This window comes from Cellvibrio sp. ATLC23 (assembly GCF_057196725.1).
Genome location: NZ_JBXUOS010000014.1, coordinates 122,338 through 145,344, shown reverse-complemented (window position 1 = coordinate 145,344; position 23,007 = coordinate 122,338). Strand labels below are relative to the sequence as shown.

The window sequence follows — 23,007 nt, the reverse complement described above, 5'->3', positions numbered from 1 at the left end:
GTGTGTTGGCGCGGAGCGGGTTCTTTGAGCATGGCAGTCATCGCAAAATAATGTGCTGCCATTAAATAAAAACCCCCAGCGTTTGGCTAGGGGTTTGTCAGCGGTCTGAGGGCGATGAAAATCATCGCCCTTTTTTTTACGAGACAGTTACTTCAACTGAAGTTCAATTTTCTTAAAGCTTAAATCCATTTCTTTAAAGGTTTCCGGAACGCTGCTGCTCCAAGGGGTGATGTTACCGCGTAACACTGCGCCAGATTTTGTCTCAGCGACAACTAGCATGCGTCGGATTACCACGCTACTTAAATCTGCCTGAGTTTTATTGGTGCGGACGTAATTCACTTCCTGATAGTAAGACAGTTTGCTCATCGGAATGGTTACACGTACCCATTGGTCACTGAGGGCTGTTTGGTCTAATTGGAAAATAATCGCTCCGTTAAGGTTGGTGCCATCGGCCAGCGTAATGCCGATGTTGACTTTGCCGTCTTCCAAAGCATCAACAGTTGCAGCGTTTACATAGCTTGCATAAGTAGTTTTTAATGTCTCCAGACTAGGGATACTGGTTTTTGCGCTGTTGATTTTTATATCAAACACCAGGTTTTCAATGTCACCGAACTTGTAACCGTGGGCAAGAATATTGCGCTCAAAACCGTTCGAGTGCTGATGATCCCAGTCGGCGATTTTTTTCAGCAACACCACGTTGATGCTATCTACACCGTTACAAGAGTCATTTACTTTGGCATTAGTGTTGAAATTGTAAGTGGTGCCAGAGTTTTTTAGCATGGTCCACTCGGTGCTACTGCCATTAGTGGCATGGTTCCAACCACTGAAGCTCAAGCTAGACAGGCTTTGGTTTTGCTCGCCGCCATCGTAGTCTGCAAACACCGCAAAGGTTTTTGCCGCAGCGCTGATGCCCACGCCGCAATTGTCAATTTTTGCGATGGAGTAGCCGTTGAAGCTGGTTGCAGTTTGGGTAGTTTCACTACCTTCCATAGCGCTGGATGAGCTGCTGCTTGCAATGCTGCTTGAGCTAGGGGCTACAGAGCTAGCCGGAGTAGAGCTAGGCGCTACTGAGCTGGCTGCGGTGGAGCTGGGGGTGGGGGATGCTGCAGGTTTGCTGCCGCCACCTCCACCGCCGCCACAGGCGGCCAAACTGAGGGCAAGCAGGGGAAGTGCACAGGTTTTGGTCAGGAATTGCATAATTATTAAATTTCTCCGTTTTTGTTATTTTGAGCTCTAGTGGATCTTGGGTGCTAATTAGGGTGCTTGTGAAAGCGCAACCTTATTTTTCTGTTTCGTTATTATCTTTGAATATAAAGCTTTCGGCGCGAATATAGTCTTTGTGGGTGGCGCCGTAAATGGTATTTGATTGCGCTAACAAATAATGCATTAAAACTATCATGAGTATTTGTTTTTTAGGACATCTATCCGCAATGGCTTGATGCATAACAACCAAATAATGATTCAATCATTTGGCTGTTATGAGGAAAAGGGAGGATTATTGCTGTTGGTAGCTTTTTGTTGGAGTGTCGCTCATGCACATCTGATTGATTGCCAATTGCTCAGGTGTTTGTGCATTTTCAGCAATAGGCTCAACCAGCGGGTGATCAATTTTCAGTACCGCCTTTTGCAGAATCAAGGTGTTGGGGTAGGTAATGAGGTTGCCGTCGTCACGCCTTAAAATCACATGAAACATAGTGATTTCCACAATAGTGCCGCGCATATCGTCATCCTTGTCGAGGATTTTGATGCGGTCGTTAACCTGATAGGGAAAGCCGAAAAAGATAATCATGCTGGCGGTGACGTTACTCAAAATCGACCACTGGGCAAACAGGGCGATGCCCACTACCGCAAAAATGGATGACAGGAATACTGAGATCTCGCTGTAGCCTAGGCCCAAAATCAGGCACATCACCACAATGCAGCAAAATACCATGCCGATATTCATCAGGCGGGTAATGTAGAGCACGCGCAAATCGCCCAGTGCGCGGCGTACACTCACATCGCGAATGATTTTGTTGAGCAGCTTGGCGGCGAAATAAAAGACGACGATACAGCTGAAAACAATTACTAACTTTGAAAAAACGGAATGAGAAATGATTTCTTCGAGACGGGGAAAACTATCCACACGGGTACCTGCGTTGATGATTCAAGGGGTGACTGCCATACTGCGACAGCGCATAGCTTGCGTTAATAAACAAGTTTGCGCTGATGCATAATTTCACGTTGATGATAGTGTCACATTATAACGATAGAAAGTCTGAACGAGTGCTTTATGAAACCATTGTTATGTATTGCCCATCGCGGCGGCCCGCAATTTATTCAATCCTCCCTGCCAGAGAACAGTCTGGCCGCCATTGCCCGCGCGCTGGAATTGGGCGTCTATGCGGTTGAGATCGATATATTCCAAATCGAAGGCGAGTTGCTGGTCACACATGACCGTCGCTTGGGGCGTGTGGTATCCGGTGCGGGAATTATTACCGAACAGTCGCTGGCCTATTTACGCGAACAGCGCTTGGCAAACGGTGAACCCATCCCGACCCTGCAGCAAGTGTTGGAATTAGTGGGCGATAAGGCGATGTTGAATATCGAAATCAAAGGCGCCAATTCAGTGCCGACATTGCAGCGTGTGTTAGATGAGTATGTCAGTTCGCAGCAGGGTAATTACGAGCAATACATTATTTCCAGCTTTGATCACCAGCAATTATTTCAATCGATACAGCTATTGCCGCAGATAAAACGCGGCGTTCTCATTCAGAAAAACGCTTCATTGATATCGGCGGCCTGTTGTGAACCACTAAAGGCTTATTCATTTAATACCCATTTAAGTTTCATCACTCCCGAGTTAATTCAGGATGCACAACAGCGCGGCTTAAAAAATTGGGTCTATACAGTCAATCACGAAGATGATTGGCGCGCGATGATGACACTCGGCGTCGATGCGGTATTTACCGATAAACCGGATGCGCTGCTGGCGTTTAATGCGCGGTTCGACAAGGCTTGAATTTAATCCGCACTAATTTGATTGCGGCCATTATTTTTGGCGTTATAAAGTTGTTCATCCGCCTGAGCTATGAGTTGTTGGACATCGCTTTTGGGAGTGGGGGTGATGGTGCTGCAGCCTATGCTCACCGTCACCTGATTGGCGATATCAGATGCTTGGTGTGGTATGGCTAATGCGCGAATGGCCTGTTCGATTTTTGCAGCCACATAGAGGGCGCCCTGACGATCGGTGCCGGGCAGTAGACAGGCGAATTCCTCCCCGCCAAAACGCGCACCTAAATCGCTGGGGCGTACCAGTGTTGTATCAATGGTTTGGGCAATTTGCTTCAAACAATTATCGCCTTCCTGATGGCCATAGTGGTCGTTGTATTTTTTAAAATAATCCACGTCAATCATAAACAGGGATAGAGGTGCGCGATCGCGGGCGCACTGCAACCAGTTGCGGTTTAATGCCGTTTCAAATTTACGGCGATTCGCAATGCCAGTCAGGCCATCCATTAACGCGATGGAGCGCAACTGATCTTGCTGTTGTTTGAGTAACAATTGGTTGCGCACCCGCACTCGGGTAATAGTGGGGTTGATAGGTTTGTGAATAAAATCGACTGCGCCCAACTCAAATCCGCGAACTTCATCCTCCTCGTCATAGTGCGCAGTCACAAAAATAATCGCTATATCGGCCAGCAAAGGATCGGCCTTAATTTGTTGGCAGACTTCATGGCCGCTCATGCCGGGCATAACTACATCGAGCAAAATTAAATCGGGTAATAGTGCGCGGGCTTTTGCCAAGGCCTGTTCACCATTGGTGGCCATGTATACCTCGCAGTCGTGGCGAAATAATTCATGGGCGACGCGAATATTAATCGGCTGATCATCCACAATCAGCAGTTTGGGTAATGAGCGAGGTTTGTCGGTGGTGTTCACTCGCTGTTCTCTTGTAAAAATTGTTGGATCAGGCTGATGGCCTGTGCATAGTCCAGTGCATTGATGAGTTCTAATATCTGCATTAATTGCTCTTGTTTCGGTGCTTGTTCGCAGAGTGTTTCGATACGATCTATAGCGCTCATGTTATCGGCTTCTAACAGCGGTAATATATCGAGTAGCTGCTGTTTTATTTGTGTGCCGGATAATGTCGCTGGTGTTATTTGGGTTGGTGCAATTGTGGCGCTGTCTTGTGCGATGCGTTGCAACAAGGGTTCACTCAATTCAAATATTTCCAGCAATTTTTCGCGTGTCGCCTGAGTGACTATTTCAGCTAATGGTTGCTCCTGAGCTTGTTTGCATTGACCTTCCAATGCTGCCGCAGTTTGCGCCAGTAATTTTGCCCCCATGGTCGATGCAACTCCTTTCAGCGAATGCAACGCTGCGGTGGCACTTGTTAAGTCTTGGTTGTCACAATGCTGGGTCAGGCTGTCGAGCAGGCGCTTTATTTCCGGGCGGAAATTAGTGAGCATACGGGCAAACAAATCCCGTTTATTGCCAAACCGTTTGAGAATGATTTGTGCATGGTCGATGGGTGTTTGCGAGTCGTTATCGGTGGAGGGTGCATGGGGTTTCGCAATCTCGCGTTGTAAGAGCTGCAGTATTTGGCTGACTAACTCATCCATATCAATCGGCTTACCCAAGTGGCCGTTCATGCCTGCGGCAAGGCAGTCTTCTTTATCGGCAGAGGAGGCATTAGCGGTCATTGCCAAAATAGGTAAGTCGGCAAAGCCTTCATGAGCGCGAATCCGGCGCGTTGCTTCAAAGCCATCTATATCGGGCATTTGAATATCCATAATGACCAAATCGTAAACCGGCTCGCAGGCAAGTACTTTAGCAACCCCCTCCACGCCACCGTCGGCTAACTCTACGTTTGCTCCTGCTGCTTCTAATAGCTCTCGTGCAATTTGGCGATTTAGCGCGTTGTCTTCCACCACCAAGAGTCGCAGCCCTTGCAGGGGAGTCGCGTATATTTCGGGAATTTCAGCAGCGGGTAAGGCGAGTATTTTCCCGGTGACATTTTGCCAAATAGATTTTGCCAGCTGGTGCGGTGTCACTGGTTTGGTGAGCAGCTCACTGTATGGCGCTGAGGGATCATTTTGATTAGCTAATACTTCACGCTCGTAGGCAGTGACCATAATAATCACCGGTGGTTTGTCCTGCTGATGGTCGGCGTTAATAGTTTGTGCTGCACTTAAGCCATCGACATCGGGCATGCGCCAATCCATTAACACCGCATCAAACGGCGCGCCTGTTGCTTGTGCATTTTTAACAGCATCTATGGCGGCCAAACCGCTGTTGGTGTGGCTGGTGTTAAAGCCGAGGGCGGATAATGTTTGGCTCAATATATCGGCGACCAGTGGGTTGTCATCGACCACTAACACCCTAATGTTCGCTAAGGATTTTTGTGTTAATTGCGCATAGGGTGTCGGGTCGGCAATTGCCAGATCGATATCAAACCAAAAGCGGCTGCCAACCCCTAACTCGCTGCTGAGCTGTAATTCGCTACCCATCAAATTGACTAATCGTTTACTGATCACCAGGCCGAGCCCCGTACCACCAAAGCGTCGTGTAGTGGAAGACTCTGCCTGTTCAAAACCATTAAAAATGCGCGTCTGTTGTTCTTGGCTAATACCTATGCCGGTATCGGTGACTGCAAAGCGTAAGCGCGCTTGAGCGGGTGTTTGTTCAAGGCAGGAGACCGATACAATCACATGTCCCTGGGTGGTAAATTTCAGCGCATTACTGGCGAGATTGGTAAGAATTTGTTGCAGACGCAGGCGGTCGGCAATTAATTGGCGGGGCACATTGGGTTCTAATTGGAATAACACCTCAACGTCTTTATCGCCGTGATTTGCCGCCAGTAAAACACTCAGATCAGACATGAGTTCTTCGAATTCAAATGGATGGGGATCAAACGACAGCTTGCCCGATTCCATTTTAGAAAAGTCGAGAATATCGTTCAGTAAGCCAAGCAGCGATTTAGCCGAAGATTCCGCTTTGACAATGTAGTCCTGTTGTCGAGGGTTGAGTTGAGTTTTTTGAACTAACTGCAGCATACCGAGCACCGCGTTCATGGGGGTGCGTATTTCATGGCTCATATTGGCGAGGAAACTGGACTTTGCTGCGCTGGCTTCATCGGCTTTATGTTTGGCTTCGCGTAGATGGTTTTCTATTCGTTGTTGAATGGTGATGTCGCGATTTATGCCAATGATTCGAGTGACATTGCCGTTGCTGTCTTTCTCACATTCGGCAGCAGCTTGAATAAAGCGCACTTCTTTTGATGGTAGCAGGAGCCGGAAAACGCCTTTAAATGAACGTGTGCCCGCTAATGTTTGAGCCATCATCTGCTGCGCTTCTAGCGCATCGTCGGGATGTAAACGCTCGGTCCAGTGTTGGTAAAACAAGCCGTGTTCGCGTAGCGATAAGGGCTGATCGTAAATCGCAAACATGCGGTCGTTCCAATCGAGCGTGCTATTCGTGGTGTTAAAACTCCACACACCTAGCTCGGCAATATCAGCAGCAATACTTAACTGGTCTTTAGCGCCGATTAATTCACGTTTACTGATCTCGGTTTGGGTAATATCCAGCGCCACACCTAAATAGCCTTGCAGCTCGCCGTCGGGGGTGTACATTGCGCTGACGGATAATGAAACCTGCAGTTCATGGCCGTCTTTGTGGATGTAAGTCCACTGACGGGTTTCGGCTCCTTCCAGTTCAGGTTTGTGTACAAATACGCGAAACCCTTCAATCGGCAAACCATATTTTGTGCTGAGTTCTTCACCGCGTGCGATGACCTCGTCCACGCGATGCAAAATGGCGGGTGTGTTTTGCCCGACCATTTCAGCGGCTGAGTAACCGAGCATGCGCTCTGCGCCCGAGTTAAATACAGTGATGGTGCCTTCCAGATCGGTCACGATAATGGCCACCTCAGTGGCTGCTGCCAACACATTGTTCAACATTTGGTTGAGATCATTGAGCTCCTGTGTGCGCTGGCTAACTTGTCGCTCAAGGTTGTAATTCAACTCCAGAATTTTGGAGCGGGCTGCTTTTTGCTCACTGATGTCGCGTACTATTTTGGAAAAGCTAATGATTTGCCCTTTCTCATTGCGCAGCGGGCTGTAGTTCAACGAGACGTCAATAATCGTCCCATCTTGACGCTGACGCTGTGTTTCGAAATTAACAATGTTTTCGCCATCCAAAAGCCGTTTAATGAGTTGCTGTCCCTCATCAAGTAAGTGTGGGGGGGCGAGCAAGCTGAGTAGTTTCTCGCCAATGGTGGCTTTTTCGCTATAGCCAAAAATAGTTTCGGCGCCTTTATTCCAGCTCAAGATAGTGTCATCGGTATCGGTGGTGATAAATGCATCTGACGAGTTGTGAACAATGGCAGCCAGGCGGGCTTGTTGGTTGATCATTTGTTGGCGGTTAATGATATAAACACACAGTGCGGCGACCAACATACTGACCAGTGCGCTAAATATAAGCCCCCAGAGCAATACATTATTGGGTTTTGGCAGGTGCTGCTCTTTTATAAACTGGGGGGTTACTTGTAAATCCAACTGCCACTGGCGGCCATAAACAGTGCGGGTGGTGTGTTGTGGAAATAATTTGGCGGAATTGGCAATAGTATTCTCATCGCTTGAATAAAACGGGATGGCATGGTTTGCGTCTGTGACATCCGTTAGGGTTATGTGAAAGTGGTTTCGGTTGATAGCCAGTTTTGCGAGCACTTCTTCCATAATCAGCGGCGCATAACTCCAGCCAAATGCTGCGTTAATGCGCTCTTTTTCGGTGGAGGGGGTGACCCAGGTGCGATAGATGGGCATTAAGATTAAAAAGGACTGTTGGCTTTTGCCGGTTGCTTGCACTAGCGTGATGGGGGCAGTGAGGCGGACCTCGCCAGTGCGCATGGCGGCATCAGCAGCAGCGCGGCGAGCCGTTTCAGACCCTATATCCAATCCCACTGCCTGATTATTCCGCGCCAGGGGTTCGATGTACTCAATGACATACCGCTCCTTGTTATGAGGTGTGAGTTGCTTTATCGCAAAATCTGCTTGCCCGGTTGCCCGGGCGTGGGCGACAAATTTGGCCTCTTGAGCAAGGGGTACTCTGCGAATAAACCCCATGCCGCGCGCACCAGGGAATTCAATATCGATCTCTCTGCTTTTCATGTAATCCCGAAAAGCATCGTTGGTCGCATTCGTTTCACCCTTGGTGAGTATATGAGCGCGGCCGCTGCGCAAACCGTATTGATAAAGCTCCAAGCGCTGCGCAATCTCATTTGCTAGGGTGGTGGTTTCTGTTTTGGCCAGCGCAGCTATGGCGGCATTATTTTCAGTGCGAATGTTTTGAACGATCAGGAGGCTGAAGAAAATACCTAAGGTAAAGGTGATGCTGCTCCAAAGATATGGATTCAAGGAGCCTGCCGGTTTGTTATCCATATTTTTGTCTCTGTAAGTCTTGCTCCGCACAATCGGTGACGGTGGCTAAGGATTTGTTCCGGGTGTTTGTAGCGAATAATTATTAGTGTTCGATAATGTTGAGGCCGGTACGTAGTAGTGCGTTCATCTCGGTCACAGGCACAGGGCGGCTGTAGTAATAGCCTTGCATTATGCGGCACCCCAGATTTAATAAAACCTGCGCATGCTCTTTGGTTTCAACTCCCTCCGCGACCAAGCGGAGCTTAAGCCCCATCGCCATTTGTACGATAGCCTTTACTATCGAGATATCGACTTCGTCATCAAGCATATTGCGCACAAAACTTTGATCAATTTTGAGTACGTCCAGCGGAAAACGCTTGAGATAAGACAGACTGGAATAGCCTGTACCAAAATCATCGAGTGCAATGCGCACTCCGAGTTTCTTCAATTCTTTAATAAGGGTATTTGCATTCTCATCGTTAACTAACAAGCTTTCAGTAATTTCCAATTCGATTTGCTGAGCATTAACACGAGTTAGCGTTAGGATCTCAGCTACTGTGGCAGCAAAGTCGGTGGTGAATTGTACGGCGGAAACATTGACTGCAACTTGCAGGTGAAAGCCTTGGTCGGCCCATGCTTTTGCTTGTGCGCAGGCCTTTTGTAGCACCAGTTTCCCCAGTGGAATAATTAAACCGGTTTCTTCTGCAAGGGGAATAAATGCATCGGGGAAGATTAATTCGTTGTTGTTACGCCATCTAACCAATGCTTCTGCGCCAATTATCTGATTGGTTCGCGCATCCACTTTCGGTTGATAGAACACCTCAAATACATTTTCTTCGAGAGCACTGCGTAAATGTGCTTCCAGCGCCAGTTGGGTACGCAAACGCTCTTCGATTTCGTTAGAGAAAAATTGGTAGCGGTTTCTCCCTTGTTGTTTGGCGGTATACATAGCTGCATCGGCGTGGCGGTGAAGGGAATCCATATCCTGACTGTCGTCGGGGTAAATACTAATCCCCATACTCATTGATAGCTCAAGTGTCAGATCTGCTACTTGCCAGTGCTGGGAAAAAATACTTTGTAAACGTGACGCAAAATCGGCGATGTGGGCACTATCGTCAAAGTCAGTTAGCAGGACAATAAACTCATCGCCACCTTGCCGACAGAGGGTGTCGCCACTGCGCAGTACCCCCGTTAACCGGTCGGCAATTTGCTGCAATAAATGGTCGCCGATCACATGGCCATAAGAATCATTGATCGTTTTGAAGTGGTCTATATCCAACAATAGCATCGCAACCTGTGTGACGTGGCGCTGGGCTTTTTTGATGGCCTGTTCCGTTCTGTCGCGTAGTAAAATGCGGTTGGGTAAGTTGGTTAGCGGATCGTGTTGCGCCAGATGCGTCATTTTTATTGCCATGGCGCGCGCTTCACTGACATCGTGAAACACCATAATTGCGCCGGTAATATCCCCTTTATGATTGCGAATAGGGGCTGCAGAGTCTTCTACTGCAAGAGATTGATTGCTGCGGTTTAGCAAAATGCAGTCAAATGCCATGCCTACAATCCGCTGCTCACGCAGTGCTAGCCTGACAGGGTTTTGCAATTCATGACCGCTACTGCCATCGCGCAGCGGCATAATGGTTTCAATAGGTTTGCCTAAGGCATCATGCGCTAAGTAGCCCGTCAGGTCTTCTGCGATCGGGTTAACAAACGTAACCTTGCCATCCTGATCGGTAGCGATTACCGCATCACCAATGGAGTTTAAGGTAACGCGCATGCGCTCTTTTTCATCTTGCAGCTCCATCTCGACTTGTTTGCGATCACTGATATCAGTGATGAGCATTAAAAAGCCACCTTGTTCCACCCCATCATCATCTTCGTTGCGGTGGACTAAAGACACTTGCCCAAAGATGATTTTTTGAGGGGTTTCGAAGGTCATTTCAAACGAGGGGTTGGCGCCGCTTAAAACCTGCTCAATATAGGGGGTGAGCATTGTGGCGTTGTTATGGCCCAATACGTCCTTAAGCGATTTGCCTTCCATCTGTGCGGCTGGTGTATCAAACCAATCTCCGCTGACATCATTGCAAAAGATATTAATGAACTCGTCGTTCCAGTAGGCGACAAATGCGGGTAGGGTGTGCATCAAGTCCGCCAGATCGCGCCTGGCCAAGGTCAGCAGGCGGGTTTTGCGCTGCAGAGCTAGTTGTACCTGAACCCGGGCGCGCGCCACGGGCATGTTGAGGGGTTTATGAATGAAATCGACACCCCCGTATTGCAGCGCTTGCAGCTCGTGTATGTCCTGATCATGGGCAGTGACAAAAATAATGGCTATATCGCACAGCAATGGGTCAGCTTTAATCGCCTGGCACACCTCATAGCCATTCATGCCCGGCATTTCGATATCCAGAAGTATTACATCCGGGCGGTGGGTGCGCGCCATTCCCAGCGCGGCCTCGCCGCTGGTGGCATAGAAAACAGCCCCCAAATCCTTTACTGCCTCACGCAAAACCCGAATAGTATCGGGCATGTCGTCGACAATAAGAATGACGGCAGGGGGTAGCTCGGAGTAAACAAACATGGCGCGCTGCGTCCTTTGGCAACTTATCTATGCCTTTAAGGCTAGCAGATAGAGGGCTATTATCCATGCGGATCTGGGTAATTTTGGTCAGCTGATGTGCCTCTGACATATATCGATGGCTGCGACTTACTAAGCATAAATATCCCCAAATAAATCCACCTGGGTTAAATACAAGCGCAAGTCAAACTCATATTGATGATAGTTGGGTTCCATGTGCCGACAGAGTTGATAAAAGGCTTTGTTGTGCTCTTTCTCCTTAAAGTGCGCCAGTTCATGCACCACAATCATTTTTAAAAACGCTTCGGGTGCAGTGCGAAACACACTGGCGATTTTTATTTCATTAACCGTTTTTAATTTTGCGCCCTGCACGCGGCTAATGTAGTGATGCTGCCCTAGTGCATGTTGGATGACTTTTATTTTGCTGTCGTAACTCACCCGGCTTAGTGGTTGGGTCTTTCCCATGTATTCATTTTTAATGTGTTGGGTGTATTGGTAGAGCGCGGTATCGGTGCGCACTGTATGGGTATCGGGGTAGCGCTTGAGCAGCACTTCTTTTAGTCGCCCTTCATTAATAATGTTCTGGACTTGATTCAGTGTCTCGTCGGAATATCCAGCGAGGTATTTTAATCGGCTCATAAAAAACGGCGCGTTGAGTTAAAAGGCAATTATACCTCGCCAATGCCTATAACCGTTTAATTCTTTGTTGCTCCCATTTTTACCAATGAGCTCTTTTGGTGAAGCCTTGCGTTATCTTGGGGCGAATTAAGTGGCGATAAAATGTTGATCAGTTACGCGGCGCTGCTTGATGCGTCAGTGTGAGCGACTGAAGGTGATCGCTATTATTTTTTATTGAATTTACCTCTTAAAAATTAGCATTGCTCGTGGGGCGACTAAATTTTGGCCTGGAAAATGCAATTGCATCTATTAACGACTGATCAGCGCTCGCTGTGTGCTGATTTGTGTCGTTCATAGGTTTTCAATTCAGCAGTAAAGTGCTGGTATTAAGTTGTAACTTGCATGGAGGTAGAAATGAGTAACCTGTCTGTTGAAGGTGCGTTGGCTAGCCCTGTTGCCGCTTTCCATGAACCGCCCGTCGTTCGTTTTCATCACTCCAAAATTCTTGCGCTGTTCCGCGCTATCGACAGTGCACTTATTGTTTTTATGTTGTGGGCTTGTTTGAAATTATTCGGTGTGGAGTGGGGTAATACTTATGCCGCATTTGCCATGGGTGCCGTAATTATTTTTGGATTTTTTGCAGAAAGTAATGAGGTCTATTATCTCTGGCGCGGCCTCTCAATGAAAGATTTGTCTATTCGGCTATTGCTCGCATGGTTCGCCACATTGCTGTGCATTGTTGTCGCTATCGCGGGCATTTATCCCTTTGTGAATATTGGGCTATTGGCGATGAGCAGTTGGTTGGTGGCAACGCCGGCAGTGATGATTGCTATGCATATTGGCCGGCGCATTATTCTTGCAAAACTGCGCGCGAATCCCACCGAACCGCGCCGTGTGGCAATTGTAGGCGCGACAGAATTGGGTTTGCGCTTAATTAACTCAATGGCAAAAATGCCGTGGCTAGGTTACAAAGTGATTGGCTTTTATGATGACCGCGCGCCGGGAAATGATGTGGGCAGGCGGTTAATTGGCAATAACATTGAAGTGAAGGGCGGCTTGGAAATGCTCTATCAAGATGCCCATGACGGCAAACTTGATATAGTGTTTGTCACCTTGCCCATGCGCGCTGAATTGCGCACGCATTCTGTTATTGATCGCCTTGCTGATACCACTGTATCCCCCTATTTAATTCCCGATGTATTTAGCTTTGATTTGCTGCATTCGCGTCTCACCTGCTTACAGGGAATTCCGGCGCTCAGTATTTATGATTCGCCACTGGTTGATAACGGCTGGGCCAAAAGGCTGGAAGATTTAGTCTTCGGCATGGGCATATTAATGCTCTTGGCGCTTCCCATGTTGATTGTTGCGCTGGGCGTAAAACTTACCTCGCCCGGCCCGGTTTTTTTCAAACAAACCCGTTACGGCATGGGTGGTGAAAAAATCAAAGTGTGGAAGTTTCGCTCGATGACTGTATGCGAAGACGGTGCAAATGTGGCGCAGGCTACACGATCTGATCCGCGCATTACGCCCTACGGAAATTTTTTGCGCCGCACTTCGCTAGATGAATTGCCGCAATTATTTAATGTGATTTCCGGCAGCATGTCACTGGTTGGCCCGCGCCCCCATGCGGTCGCACACAATGAATTTTATCGCGGGCAAATCAAAGGTTATATGTTGCGCCATAAAGTGAAACCGGGCATTACGGGTTTGGCTCAAGTCAATGGTTTTCGCGGCGAGACAGAAACGCTGGATAAAATGTCGGGCCGTATTGCCTATGATCTTGAGTACATCCGCAATTGGTCAGTGATATTGGATATTAAAATTTTATGGAAAACAATTTTTAAAGGATTTGTTAATTCTAATGCCTATTAGATTGGCGCGGATGAATAAAAAATCTACCCCTGCCGGTTTTTACTCTCCCAGGCTGCACCGGCTGGTGTTCGGTGCAGCGCTAGTGGGCAACTGCTGGCTTTGTTCAATGTCAGTTGTGGCGGGCAGTGCCGCTGTTGATGTTGATTATTCCGCGCTGAATGACAGTAATTTTTCACGTACTGAACAGGGGCATGAAGAGACTATTCATTTGCTTGGGTTAGGGGTGATGGGTGCGGCTGACCTTAGTAAACAGCAACTGAAGGTCGCCCTGAAATTTAAGCAACTTTATTATGATACCAATCAAGCGCTGGATGCCTCTTATGTGCTGGGTGAGGCAAATTGGCGCGGGCAAATCGGCAATAAAATATTGTTGGATGCTGCAATAAAACGCGATGCCTATGCGGTTGATCCCTTGGAATATAAGGGAAAAGATATTGTCGGAAAAAATGAATTTATTGCCCGTGCAGGTTATGGCACGCGGGAAAAACTATCGCTGTGGATTGGTGGCACTGAAATCAATCAGACCCATAGTGCGACAGAACGGGAGATTCTCGACTTCGATCAGCAGGAGGTCTTTGCGGAGTTTATTGCGCAGAAGGGGGCAAGTTTTCAGCACCAGCTGCGTGTGTCAAATGGCGAGCGGCGATATAAAACCGGCGTGAGTTCCGCTGGGGATTTTATCGATTTTGATTATCGCCAATATTCATATGATCTTAAATGGATAAAAAATACCGACAATCAATTCTCATTGGGCATCGCTCGCTTTGACCGCGAGGGAGAGATTAATAGCGATACAGGTGTTTTATGGCATGCTCAATGGTTGTGGCAGTTAACCGCTAAAGTTTCCCTGCAGTTGGGTTATGAAGTTAATGAGCCAGCTGCGGGTGAGGAAATTGAATTTCCCACTGAGTTGAACGACACCAGCGTGGCGCTGCGTTGGCAAGTATCTTCGCGCTGGCGGGTAGAGAGCCACTTTTCATATTCCGAACAACAGTACATTTCCCAAATTACTCAAGCCGAGCGCGATGAAATATGGCAGCGTTGGCGCCCTTTAGTGTTGGTCTATTCTGGAGTTAAAGATTTCAGCATCAGGCTGGAGGCGGAATTATATGATCGGCAATCTACTCTAGTGTTCAGAGACTATGAAGGAGAAAAAATTAATTTGATGCTCTCGTTACGTTTCTAACGGCAATCAATTTAAAGCTGAATTTTTATTGAGGTATTAAGTGAATATTACAATTTTTAACGTGAAGTATAGCAACAATGTGGGCGATGGTATTGTTGCAGAAACAACGGAATATTTGCTTGATTCGTTAACCCATGGCAATAGCATTTCTACTGTGGATTTGGGTGGTCGTATTAATTACGGCGACGCAGGTATTAAGGCGCCGTCTGCGTTAAAAAATATTGCCAGCAAAGTGTTGCGCAATTTGCCCGAAGCAATGGCGAATAGTTTGCGCCATCGGCTGACTTATTCTTTGTTACAGCGCGATGCACTACCGCGCTGGAAAGCGGCGATTAAAAAGGCGGATAGAGTGGTGATTGGCGGTGGGCATTTGATATCCGACGCCGAATTGTATTTCCCCATCAGGTTGCATGCCATTGTCAGTTTGGCGATGGAATTGCAAAAGCCCGTGTATCTTCATGCGGTTGGTGTGTCGAATCCCGCCTATTTTTCACCGCAGGGGCGTAAATTATTCAGCGCTATTTTTAACAACAATCCTTATCTGCAGTATGTCTCGGTGAGAGACGAATTATCGCGTAAACATTGGTGCAGTATCTTCGGAGGTGATGTAACTGTCGTGCCCGATCCGGGGAATTTTACCCGTGAAACCTACGGAGGTTTTGCGCGCGAAGCAGATGCTGAGGGCGTGGTGGGAATTGGTGTAATGGCTTCTGGTCTGGTGGTAAATGATACGCCCGGTAAACACACTAAAGTGGTGTTGTCAGTTGCGGATTATATTGAACTGGGAAAAAAATTAGCCGCTTTAGGTTTTACCCCGCTGTATTTTACCAATGGCTCTCCGGAAGATGAGGCAGTGTTAGCCAGTATCAAACAACATATAAATGTTTCATTAATCAAGGTGATGTTTGCAGAGCGGCCAATGGTGCCAGAGGATTTGGTTAAAACTATTTTGCGCTGCGAGAAAATTGTCGCCTATCGTTTACACGCCTGTATAGTGGCGACATCCCTGGGGGTGCCGGTGATAGGTTTGGCGTGGGATAAAAAATTGTCGTCTTATTTTGAGAGTATTGGCGCGGCCGATCGCGTGTGCGTCAATTTCAATGCTGATGTGGTGGCCAAACAATTAGCGCATCTACAGCCCCTGGATATTGCGTTTACCAAGGAGCCCTATTTGCAGCTGGTTCGTTAAGGGGAGTGCACGCATCGGCTGCGCTAGCGTGCCCAAAATTCTATTGAGTGATGGGTGATCTTATGGTTTGCGTAGCGCCAATTGTTTTAATGCATGTTCGTACTTATGGTTGTTGATGGTGTGCTTCATGTGCAAGCCGCAGCACTGTTTTTTGTGGGCTAGTTCGCTTGGGCTTTCATAAATTGTGCGCAATAGATTGGCCGCTTCTTGAATGTTGGCATCGGCCCAAGTGGCATTGTCGAACTCACTGAATTCCGGGTGCGAAGAGTTGACTTTGATCGGCGCGTAACCCACCAAAAAACTATTTTCCTGAGTGCAAAAATCCATATTACCGGACCAGCCCGTCACCAGGGTGGGAGTATTTAATAACATGGCTTCTGCGATTGTTAATCCAAAGCCCTCTGATCGATGCAGTGATGCATAAAGATCTGCGGTTGCAATCAAGCCGAGGATATCGCTTTTACTCCAATGTTGATCTAACAATAAAATGTTGCTGTGCCCGGCAATTGCCGCGAGCAAGGTTTTTTTCTCCTGGCTGTTTTCTCCGGCATTTGCTTTGAGGATGAGATACGTATTGGGATTATCTGCAAATGCTTGAGTAAAAGCAGCAATTAGCCCCAGCGGATTTTTGCGCTCCATGGCACTGCCAAAGCTAAAAATATTAGCAACCACAAAGGCATTGTCGGGAATGTGCAAGCGTTTGCGAATATCGCTTGCGGGTTGTTCCGGTGCGACTGGATGCGTGACCGTGAGCACTGGAAGTTGGGTGTAACGCTGAATGGTGTTGGTGGTAAATTGTGACGGGGTCATAATCGCATTCATATAGTGCGTAGCTTTAATCCACTCGTCTGGTATGGCTTCCAACTCCCATGCCCAGTAACCTATATTAAATGTACGTTTAAACTGGTTAATGCCCATTTGCAAAATGACCGGCGGCAACATGGGTGGGTTTAAATGGTAAATGCGACAGTTAATTTCATTTTGTGCAATTGAATTGTGCCACTGCCAATCCAGTTCGGCGGGTTTGTGAAAAAAAGCTTCCACGCTGGTGCAGTTTACTGAGTAGCCATCCTCTGCTAATTGCTGCGCGCAAAGGCGTGCGGACTCGCCAATGCCAGAGATGCTGTGAAAAAATCCAATTACCTCAATGCGCAACCCTGCCGTAGAGCGAGAGTCTTGCTCTGGCAGTGCCATGCCGCTTTGCGGAATAATGCGTTGCAATATTTGTGCGCGTATTTTCCGGTAGATGTGACGCGATAAATTTTTCATCCAGGTCTCGGTTGTTGATGGTTCAAGGGTGTCGCCGCACAAGTGGCACCTTAATTGAGGCGCGCCCAGGATTGAATGCGCAGCAGCAGGGGCGAAAATTTAAGTGGCATAATCTTCAGGCACTCTCCCAGAAAGTTGCGTGTTTCATTGCGAAAAATAACCACACACAGGAAAAAATAACTTATACCACCGGTCGCGCCGAGCAATAATAATTGTGTGGCAGCTGGTAGTGTTTGCGGCAGCCATTGTTTAACGGCAAGGCAAATACAGAGCATGATGCTTGCAGCGAGGTGGCTGGGCCAAAGTACATTTAACATAGGAAGAAAACCGCAGCGGAAAATATGCTGGAAAATAACCATGCTAATTGCACCGCTAATGTAATTGATAATCACATAAGCTATAGCTGCATAATGAGTGCCATAAGGTATTAGTAGGTAGCCAATAATCAATGTTGTTAATAAGGTGGCTATCATGTTCAGCAATACCCATCTGGATTTTCCTTCAGCAGTGAGTGTGGCATTAATTTGAATGCGCAATGCGAAGGGAGTTGAACCGAGTGCAAGTAAGGCCATGAGTGCACCACTGCTGTGCCATTTTTCGCCAAATACCAGCGCGATAAATTCTTCTGCAATTGCGGCGGTGCCAAAAAAAATAGGCAATATGACAAAGCTATTGATGCGCAGTATCCGCAGGGTGGCCTTGGCTCGCGCCTGGGCATTTTCCATGCGTGCCAATACGGGAATGGTGGTTTGTTCCAGTGGGCGAATAATAATTTCTTGCAAAATAAATAGCGCTCTTCCCGCTATGCGATAAATACCCAAGGCAATCGGCCCGAGTATTATGCCGACCATAAACTCTACCAGTGTGCTGCACAGCGTATTAATAAATTGCGCCAGCATCATCGGGCTTGCCATGTGTATGGCTTCACCTGCTCGCTGCAATGAGAATTGCCAGCGCGGCCACCAGTTGGCGCCAATAATAGTCAAGGCGGTTACTATCAGTTGCCCGCTGAGTTGTTGCGCTACTAGTGCCCACACACCGTATCCGTGCAGTGCTAAATAAATTCCAATAATGCTGGATATAACACTCGATAAAATCGACCGAATAGCAATAGCCTTAAAGCGCAAATCGCGGCGCAGTTTGCCGTCGTGCACGACTTTGATTGCTTCGAGCATAAAGATGATGGAGAGCACTGCTAAAATTGAGGCGGCTGCTGGTGCGTAGAGTTTGGCGGTCAGTGGCACACCAATAAATAACACGATTAAAGTGACTATGACGCCATAGCAACAGGAGATATAAAATCTGGTTGCAGCATAATCCTCTTCCCATTCGGGGCGCTGCACAATGCTAATGGACAAGCCGCCATTAATAATAATTCGCCCGGCTTCTACAACTAGAATCGCAAACACCACCAAGCCGATTTCATCGGGCGATAAAATCCGCGAAATAATAATAAAAACCACAAAACTGACGATGCTCATGCTGCTGGCCGCCAGACTCATCCAGGCCGCGCTTGACCCTAAACTTTTTTGTAAACTCATAGCGAACCAGTGCGTTTGCCGGTGCGCAAACAGAGAATTAAAAATTGAACAATGTCGATGGTATAGCGGCGCAACAACCGCGAAGGTTCAAGGCATAAACGATAAAACCACTCCATCCGCAAACGCTGCACCAGAGCCGGTGCGCGGGATTTATCGCCAGCGAGAAAATCAAACAACGCCCCCACACCCATTAACAGTTGGGCGTTCAATTGGCTGCGCTGTTCTAGTATCCAGCGCTCTTGGTGGGGGTTGCCCATGGCCACCAAAACGACGTTGGCTTGGCTGCGGTTAATCTCCTCAATCACTTCGGCAGTATTGTTGGCTTCATCGTAACCATTGCGTACACCCACTACATTAATCGCGTAGTGCTGGCGCAATGCAGTGGCGGCGCGCTGGGCTATGCCGGGTTTGGCGCCCAGTAAAAATACCCGGCCATTTGCGCCGAGGCTTTGCAAAAAACGGGGCGTGAAGTCGGTGCCGTTCAGGTTTTCAATAAAACCTTGGCGATGCACTAATAGGCTGGCGATATCCATGCCTATGCCGTCGTTAACAATAATCGTGTCGGCGGCGGACATCTGCGCTTGTAGGGTTTGGCACTGCACCACAAAATTTGTATTGGCATAAAAAAAAGCGATTTGCTGATGCTGCATTTTTTCTTGCAGCAGTGGTATCAGGTCTGCGGCAGTGGTGCGCAAAATAGTAAAACCACCCATAGTGAGGGATGGGCAGGCGCGCGTATGGGTATTGACTCTATTCATGATATTTCCCCGGTAGCGTGGGTGTAGATGGCTTGTTACATAATCGCTTCAGGTGGAAGCGGCGGGGACGCACTACTGCTTTTTTCTTTGCTACCGGCCTGATTTTCGGGGCGATAAAAAAACCGTTTTAAAATCGGCCATTGCAATGATTCCGTTTGTTGTGCACCGCTTAACGCCAGTGGGTAATTACCCCACCAACTTCCCGCCGCCCAATAACTCCAACCGCGCCATTTTTCTGCGCGCATTAACTCTAAAAACCGCGTCAGTGTTTGCAGGCACTCCGGTGTTGCGGGCACGCCGAATTCACCTAAAAAAAGCTGCTGTTGGTATTGCTCCGCCCAGGTGTGAATGCGTTCAAATTGGCTGTTGAATTCATCGGCACTGCGGCAACCGGCACCGGTGCTACTGCTGTGGGTGCCCGAGTAGTTGCTGTCGGTGTATTGATGTACTTCAATCACTGTGCGTTTGAGCGGGTCATGTAATTGTTTGAAGTAATGCGCGTTGCTCATCTCGCCGCCACTGAACCAATCGTGCAGGCCGCTCCAGCCGCCCCCAGCTACCCAAATTCCGTTGCTGACATTGGCCTTGCGCAGGGCGAGCACTGTCTGCTGGGCAATGCTTGCCCAGGTGGCCTTAGGGATAAAAGCCGGTTCATTCATCAACCCAAACGCAACACTGTCGGCATTGGGGAATTCCTTGGCCAAGGCGAGCCAAAAGTGGATAAATGCCTCTTGCAGCACAATATTTTCGGGGATTGTTGCGGTTAGTGGATCGCCAAAATATTTGGCGTAATTATGCAGATCCAGCAGCACACAGAGCCCGTGAGTTTCAGCGCGGTTGATGGTTAAACGCAGGTGCGTCAATTGCGCACTATCGAGTGCGCCATTGGCCTCGGGTTGGGTTCGCTCCCACAGAAACGGCAGCCGGATCATATTGGCACCTTGATCGGCTATGTATTCCAGCTCTGCTTCGCTGGGGTAGACATAATCGTGAAACACTTTCCCCGGGATCTGACTGCTGCCAAATTCCGCACCGGCCAGATTCACCCCCGTCAGCCGCGCTGAATCCAAGCAGCCAGCAACACTGCTGGCTGCGGCCAAGCTAAGCGGCAGGCTCAATAGCGCGGCGAGCAGCGCGTGGCGGTTCATGATGCGCGCCGCAATGTGTCATAGAGTGCGACATAGCGGTCGGCAACCGCTGGCCAGGCGTAGCGCCGCGCAAAGGCTTGGCTGTCTTTGCGGCGCGCTTGATAAGCCCGCTCACCCTGTTCGTGCAGGTGCAATAGCTGGGTGATAGCGCTGTGTGGTGCGGCATCGAGCGTCATGCTGATGCCTAAGCCAGAGCTATCGATGAGCCGCTGAAAAGGGGGAATATTGCTGAGGATGGGAGTGAGCCCTGCGCTCATCCCCTCAATCGGCGCTATGCCAAAACCCTCGTGGCGCGACAGGCAGATAAAATAACTCGCCTGGGCAATCAATTGTTTCAACTCCGCATCGCTGGGGTTGGGCGCCAAGGTGACTGACGCTGACAGCTGCAACTTGTCCACCTGCTGTTGCAGATCGGCAGCGCTGTGATCGTATTCGCGCCCGGCAATCACCAAGCGCCACTGGGGTTGCAAGGTGCGCAATTGGGCAAAAAACGCCAGCGCCTGCAGCAGCCCTTTGTTGCTCGACCAGCGCCCAAAGTAGATCAGGCACGGCTGTAATTGGAGTGAACCGGCATCGGCGTATTTCTCTACATCCACCCCGTTTTCAATCACCTGTAATTTATCTTCCGGCATGATTTTGCTGAACAGGGCGCCGTCGTTGGAACTGGTGGCGACAACATGGTTATACGCGTTGGCCGATAGCCGCGTCACACTTTGGAAGTAGGCCTGTTTAGCGCGCGAGGCAAAGGCCGTGTGAAAAAAACCGCCGTGGGTAGAGAGCACCAGTGGCCGCCGGTGGAGCCATTTGGTGGCGGCGAGAAAATCGTAAAAGAAATCCACCCCGTGAACATGGATCACATCGGCCGCTTTCACGTATTTGAGCACCCCGGGGCAAATGGGGTAGCGACTGGAGCCAAAGTAACCGAGGCGGATGACCTCAATGCCATCGATTTGCTCTTTGGGGGTGAGGGTTTCGCTGGAATTTCTGAACAGGCGGTTGAGGGTGATGATTTTGGTGTGCTGATGCGGATGGGTTAATTGGTGCCGCGCAATATTGCGCACTACCTCTTCCATTCCCCCGATCGAGGGCAGGTACTGGCGCACAATATGAATCACTTTAAGCGGTGCTAGTTTACTCGCCATAACGATTGCTCCTGTTCAGTGGCCGCCGGGTTCCAGCGCGGTTTATAGCAGCGGGGTTTTGCAAACTGCAGCCCACCAAAAACCAGAGTAGCCCCGCTGTTTTAAGCGCAAAAAAAGAGGTTCCGCTAATGCAGAGGATCAGTGCGATATAAATCGACACCATGGCGCGAAAGCGTTGGCCGCGCTCTGTGGTAAAGGGCAGCAGCCAAAAACTGCACCAGAGCAACAGAATCAGCGGCAGCCCAAATGAGGCGATGGAGTGGGCGTAGCCCTCGTCAAAGTAACTATCGCTGTGGCCTATGCCAAACAGCTGGGGCAGATCGAACTCCAGCAGCGACCACCCCGAGTAAGACAGGCGCCCGCGCAGGTCATCGCTCACCATCATTTCGCCGTGTTCACTGGGAATGAGCAGGCCGATACAAAGTAGGGCGGCGATGGCGGCAAACGGCGCCAATACACAAAGGTTGAGCAGGGCGCCGCGCACGACAAGGCGCAGCAGGATTAATGCGCTGACGGTCATCAAGGCAAAGCGGGAGTCGCACAGCACCATCATGACGATGGCGGCCAGCACAAAAAACACCCCGCTGCGCCACTCTTGTTGCGGGCGGCACAGCCCCCAAGCCGCGCAGAGGGTGGCGAAATTGCCCAGTGCAATGGGCTCCAGAAATACCGACGATACCCGGTGCGGGCCAAGCAGCTGTGGCAGCAAAGTGCGGCCAATGCCCTCGGGGCGCATGCCATTGCCCAGCAGGCGATCGTCGCGCATAAAAAAATCAGCGCTGGGGTTCAGTGCCCCCACGTTGACGTAATAATTGAAAATATCGAACCATTGGGTGTAGTAATCGAGGAACCATAATTCGAACAAACCCATCGCCAAAATGACCCAAATGGCGAGTTTGAGGGCGCGATCGGCCAGCGCTAACTGGCCGATGTTGCAGCCCAGCCAGAAAAAACACAGGGGGATGGCGAGGTCGCGGAAGGATTTAATCGTCACCTGCTGGTTGATCAGCCAGACCAGGCAGAGCATCGCCGCTGCCATCGCCCCCAGCCACAAAACACCGGGCAACAAGCGGCGCGCCAAAAGCGGCAGGCACATCAACATGATCACCGCCTCCGCCATGCCCAGTAGGGGGCGCGACACCGGCATCAACACACTGTTGATAAAACAGAGCAGGGCTTGATAACTCACGCTGGCCACAACAATCAGACTCACCCATTGCTGATCGCTCAACCACGGGCGGGCGATGGCCGGCTGCCAAGGGGCGGATGCGATGGGTCGATCCAGATAGCGGTTGCTTGATGAGCTGTTCATC

16 protein-coding genes are annotated in these 23,007 nt (G+C 49.1%); 4 read left to right on the top strand and 12 right to left on the bottom strand.

Annotated features, from left to right (window positions below):
- Positions 1-147: 147 nt before the first annotated feature.
- Complete coding sequence (locus tag AC2CG4_RS18900) at positions 148-1,197, bottom strand: hypothetical protein (RefSeq protein WP_484487743.1); 1,050 nt, start codon at positions 1,195-1,197, stop codon at positions 148-150.
- 298 nt (positions 1,198-1,495) lie between these two features.
- On the bottom strand, positions 1,496-2,125 hold the full coding sequence (locus AC2CG4_RS18895) for a mechanosensitive ion channel domain-containing protein (protein WP_484487742.1): 630 nt from the start codon (positions 2,123-2,125) through the stop codon (positions 1,496-1,498).
- 147 nt (positions 2,126-2,272) lie between these two features.
- Between AC2CG4_RS18895 and AC2CG4_RS18890 the strand changes: the two genes are divergently transcribed.
- Positions 2,273-3,001 (top strand): glycerophosphodiester phosphodiesterase, encoded by a 729-nt coding sequence (locus tag AC2CG4_RS18890; protein ID WP_484487741.1) that lies wholly within the window; start codon positions 2,273-2,275, stop codon positions 2,999-3,001.
- 2 nt (positions 3,002-3,003) lie between these two features.
- On the opposite strand, the gene AC2CG4_RS18885 is transcribed toward AC2CG4_RS18890, so the two are convergent.
- From AC2CG4_RS18885 to AC2CG4_RS18870, 4 genes are all read right to left on the bottom strand, one after another.
- Entirely contained in the window at positions 3,004-3,921 is a 918-nt protein-coding gene (locus AC2CG4_RS18885) for a diguanylate cyclase domain-containing protein (RefSeq protein ID WP_484487740.1), read from the bottom strand.
- On the bottom strand, positions 3,918-8,420 hold the full coding sequence (locus AC2CG4_RS18880; protein WP_484487739.1) for a PAS domain-containing hybrid sensor histidine kinase/response regulator: 4,503 nt from the start codon (positions 8,418-8,420) through the stop codon (positions 3,918-3,920). Before AC2CG4_RS18880 ends, AC2CG4_RS18885 begins: the two co-directional genes overlap by 4 nt.
- 82 nt (positions 8,421-8,502) lie before the next feature.
- A complete protein-coding gene (locus AC2CG4_RS18875) occupies positions 8,503-10,974 on the bottom strand; it encodes an EAL domain-containing protein (protein WP_484487738.1) in 2,472 nt (823 codons plus the stop codon).
- A gap of 129 nt (positions 10,975-11,103) precedes the next feature.
- Positions 11,104-11,610, bottom strand: coding sequence for a M48 metallopeptidase family protein (locus AC2CG4_RS18870; protein WP_484487737.1), 507 nt, complete (start codon positions 11,608-11,610; stop codon positions 11,104-11,106).
- Positions 11,611-12,003: 393 nt separating this feature from the next.
- Here AC2CG4_RS18870 and AC2CG4_RS18865 point away from each other — a divergent pair, with 393 nt between their 5' ends.
- The 3 genes from AC2CG4_RS18865 to AC2CG4_RS18855 are packed head-to-tail and all read left to right on the top strand — an operon-like array spanning position 12,004 to position 15,836.
- On the top strand, positions 12,004-13,461 hold the full coding sequence (locus tag AC2CG4_RS18865) for an undecaprenyl-phosphate glucose phosphotransferase (RefSeq protein ID WP_484487736.1): 1,458 nt from the start codon (positions 12,004-12,006) through the stop codon (positions 13,459-13,461).
- Complete coding sequence (locus AC2CG4_RS18860) at positions 13,451-14,647, top strand: hypothetical protein (RefSeq protein WP_484487735.1); 1,197 nt, start codon at positions 13,451-13,453, stop codon at positions 14,645-14,647. Before AC2CG4_RS18865 ends, AC2CG4_RS18860 begins: the two co-directional genes overlap by 11 nt.
- A gap of 40 nt (positions 14,648-14,687) precedes the next feature.
- Complete coding sequence (locus AC2CG4_RS18855) at positions 14,688-15,836, top strand: polysaccharide pyruvyl transferase family protein (RefSeq protein ID WP_062063282.1); 1,149 nt, start codon at positions 14,688-14,690, stop codon at positions 15,834-15,836.
- A gap of 60 nt (positions 15,837-15,896) precedes the next feature.
- Here the strand turns inward: AC2CG4_RS18855 and AC2CG4_RS18850 are convergent, their stop codons facing one another.
- From AC2CG4_RS18850 to AC2CG4_RS18825, 6 genes are read right to left on the bottom strand one after another with little or no spacing between them, the layout of a single operon-like run.
- Positions 15,897-17,105 carry a glycosyltransferase family 4 protein gene (locus AC2CG4_RS18850; protein ID WP_484487734.1) on the bottom strand — a complete coding sequence of 403 codons (1,209 nt, stop codon included), beginning with the start codon at positions 17,103-17,105 and terminating at the stop codon, positions 15,897-15,899.
- A 50-nt stretch (positions 17,106-17,155) separates the two neighbouring features.
- Positions 17,156-18,646, bottom strand: coding sequence for an oligosaccharide flippase family protein (locus AC2CG4_RS18845; RefSeq protein ID WP_484487733.1), 1,491 nt, complete (start codon positions 18,644-18,646; stop codon positions 17,156-17,158).
- A complete protein-coding gene (locus tag AC2CG4_RS18840; protein ID WP_484487732.1) occupies positions 18,643-19,404 on the bottom strand; it encodes a WecB/TagA/CpsF family glycosyltransferase in 762 nt (253 codons plus the stop codon). Before AC2CG4_RS18840 ends, AC2CG4_RS18845 begins: the two co-directional genes overlap by 4 nt.
- Positions 19,405-19,439: 35 nt before the next feature.
- Positions 19,440-20,552: a glycoside hydrolase family 5 protein gene (locus tag AC2CG4_RS18835; protein ID WP_484487731.1), complete on the bottom strand. Its 1,113-nt coding sequence runs from the start codon at positions 20,550-20,552 to the stop codon at positions 19,440-19,442.
- Entirely contained in the window at positions 20,549-21,694 is a 1,146-nt protein-coding gene (locus AC2CG4_RS18830; protein WP_484487730.1) for a glycosyltransferase family 4 protein, read from the bottom strand. The genes AC2CG4_RS18835 and AC2CG4_RS18830 overlap by 4 nt, the downstream gene beginning before the upstream one ends.
- On the bottom strand, positions 21,684-23,006 hold the full coding sequence (locus tag AC2CG4_RS18825; RefSeq protein ID WP_484487729.1) for a polysaccharide biosynthesis protein GumE: 1,323 nt from the start codon (positions 23,004-23,006) through the stop codon (positions 21,684-21,686). Before AC2CG4_RS18825 ends, AC2CG4_RS18830 begins: the two co-directional genes overlap by 11 nt.
- Between the last annotated feature and the right edge of the window lies 1 nt (position 23,007).

Excerpts from the sequence above, each read along its gene's own strand:
- AC2CG4_RS18900 (WP_484487743.1), bottom strand. The coding sequence starts at position 1,197 with ATGCAATTCCTGACCAAAACCTGTGCACTTCCCCTGCTTGCCCTCAGT.
- AC2CG4_RS18890 (WP_484487741.1), top strand. The coding sequence starts at position 2,273 with ATGAAACCATTGTTATGTATTGCCCATCGCGGCGGCCCGCAATTTATT.
- AC2CG4_RS18880 (WP_484487739.1), bottom strand. The coding sequence starts at position 8,420 with ATGGATAACAAACCGGCAGGCTCCTTGAATCCATATCTTTGGAGCAGC.
- AC2CG4_RS18875 (WP_484487738.1), bottom strand. The coding sequence starts at position 10,974 with ATGTTTGTTTACTCCGAGCTACCCCCTGCCGTCATTCTTATTGTCGAC.
- AC2CG4_RS18870 (WP_484487737.1), bottom strand. The coding sequence starts at position 11,610 with ATGAGCCGATTAAAATACCTCGCTGGATATTCCGACGAGACACTGAAT.
- AC2CG4_RS18865 (WP_484487736.1), top strand. The coding sequence starts at position 12,004 with ATGAGTAACCTGTCTGTTGAAGGTGCGTTGGCTAGCCCTGTTGCCGCT.
- AC2CG4_RS18860 (WP_484487735.1), top strand. The coding sequence starts at position 13,451 with ATGCCTATTAGATTGGCGCGGATGAATAAAAAATCTACCCCTGCCGGT.
- AC2CG4_RS18850 (WP_484487734.1), bottom strand. The coding sequence starts at position 17,105 with ATGAAAAATTTATCGCGTCACATCTACCGGAAAATACGCGCACAAATA.
- AC2CG4_RS18845 (WP_484487733.1), bottom strand. The coding sequence starts at position 18,646 with ATGAGTTTACAAAAAAGTTTAGGGTCAAGCGCGGCCTGGATGAGTCTG.
- AC2CG4_RS18840 (WP_484487732.1), bottom strand. The coding sequence starts at position 19,404 with ATGAATAGAGTCAATACCCATACGCGCGCCTGCCCATCCCTCACTATG.
- AC2CG4_RS18835 (WP_484487731.1), bottom strand. The coding sequence starts at position 20,552 with ATGAACCGCCACGCGCTGCTCGCCGCGCTATTGAGCCTGCCGCTTAGC.
- AC2CG4_RS18830 (WP_484487730.1), bottom strand. The coding sequence starts at position 21,694 with ATGGCGAGTAAACTAGCACCGCTTAAAGTGATTCATATTGTGCGCCAG.
- AC2CG4_RS18825 (WP_484487729.1), bottom strand. The coding sequence starts at position 23,006 with ATGAACAGCTCATCAAGCAACCGCTATCTGGATCGACCCATCGCATCC.